This window comes from Bowdeniella nasicola, from assembly GCF_001907295.1.
Lineage (GTDB): Bacteria > Actinomycetota > Actinomycetes > Actinomycetales > Actinomycetaceae > Bowdeniella > Bowdeniella nasicola.
In genome coordinates, this window is the sequence record NZ_MQVR01000159.1 from 1 (window position 1) to 1,500 (window position 1,500).

Consider the following 1,500-nt stretch of genomic DNA (forward strand, 5'->3'; position numbering starts at 1 on the left):
ACTATCATCGGCCTCATACCGCCTGTGCAGATCAGCCACCGGCCAGCCGAGTCCACGAACGTGTAGACAACGTCATGACCTCATACACCTAGCAGCGCCTCGAGAACCGTAGTTTTGCCAACTCCACTGGCGCCTAGCACCCAGATAGGCCGATTCAATCCGCTCGAGATCAGCTCTCCAAGTTTATCCACCTGAGGCTGCAAATTCATCACGTCCCTATGCGCTTCTCTGCCGCACGGGCGAATCTTCTCTCCGGCTTCACCTTCTTGGGCTATGGCTACAGCCAATGCAGAGATACCAAATCCCACCGATTGCAATGGGCCGATTGCTGCTACTGCGATCCCAACCGTCGAGATGATTGCTCCGATAACATTCGCGTCACCAACGGGGGCTCGATTCGAAATGGAAAACACTAAACCGAAGATGGTGACGGCCAATATGAAAGCTTGCGCCAAATACAACCGACGCGTAGCTGCGTAAGAGGCCTTCGCGGCATCTTCAACAGAAGCACGATCACTACGATAACGGGCGCATAAAAAATCCGGGACTCGGAATATTGTCGCTTCCTTCCATAAGCTCAGAGAATTACCGAGCACTCCGAAACTCCTCATATTCTCCTTAAAGAATGCCGCTTGTGCTTTTTGGTGGGTGCTTATCAGGGGTTTACTGATAAACATATATGCGACTACGGCAACCAGCAAAATAAGGCCCTCAACCCACGAACTTGCAGAAATCACGCCAAATAACCCCGCTAGCAGCGAAAGAAGAGCTGGAAAAATTGAAAGATACAAGCTGGAAAGACTATCTCTATACGCACCCGCTTCAGTGTCAATCGCAAACGAGATCTCCCCGTTATCCAAGCGATGGCGCACAGACGGCTCAGCACAAATGCTATCTTGTAGCGACCTAGCCATTACATCCGACTGCAACTTCTGTTCAACCAACCCGTACAGGGGGTAGACAACATAGGTAGCGGCCGAACCGAGCAGCCAGAGGAGCGAGTATACAACAGCAACTGCACCCGCATCAGTAACAAACTCTTCTCTGCTCGTAGCCGAAACTAGACGCGCAATCCCCTGCCCCAATGCATAAGGAGCTAAAACGGTACTCACAGCGGCCACCATGATGGCCGTGACAATAAGAAAATTCCGCCATGGCGACACACGCCACGCACCCCCGATAACGTCACGCAAAAATTTCACAGTCTCCTCCGGGTCTGTCCGATGAACGGTGTGTAGGGTCCGGCGGTTTTCATTCGTGGGTGGTCCTCTCGAACCGTCCGGCGAAGGTGATCGGATGCGCGTTCAGCGCGGGCTTCCACCTCATCACCCAGCGTGCCCGGCCTCCGCCGCTGGGGTCAAGCGACCGCGTGACGAGATACAGGCACTTGATCGCCGCGGCCTCATTCGGGAAGTGCCCGCGAGCCCGGACCGCCCTGCGGTATCTCGCGTTGATCGACTCGATCGCGTTGGTCGTGCAGATCACCCGACGGATCTCGAC

The 1,500-nt window shown here is 54.5% G+C and carries 2 protein-coding genes; both read right to left on the minus strand.

Going from position 1 to position 1,500, the window contains the following annotated elements:
- Window positions 1-80: 80 nt before the first annotated feature.
- Window positions 81-1,202 (minus strand): ABC transporter transmembrane domain-containing protein, encoded by a 1,122-nt coding sequence (locus tag BSZ39_RS12775; protein ID WP_073717673.1) that lies wholly within the window; start codon window positions 1,200-1,202, stop codon window positions 81-83.
- A 49-nt stretch (window positions 1,203-1,251) separates the two neighbouring features.
- On the minus strand, window positions 1,252-1,500 hold a 249-nt coding region (locus tag BSZ39_RS12780), incomplete at its 5' end, for a transposase (protein ID WP_187343252.1).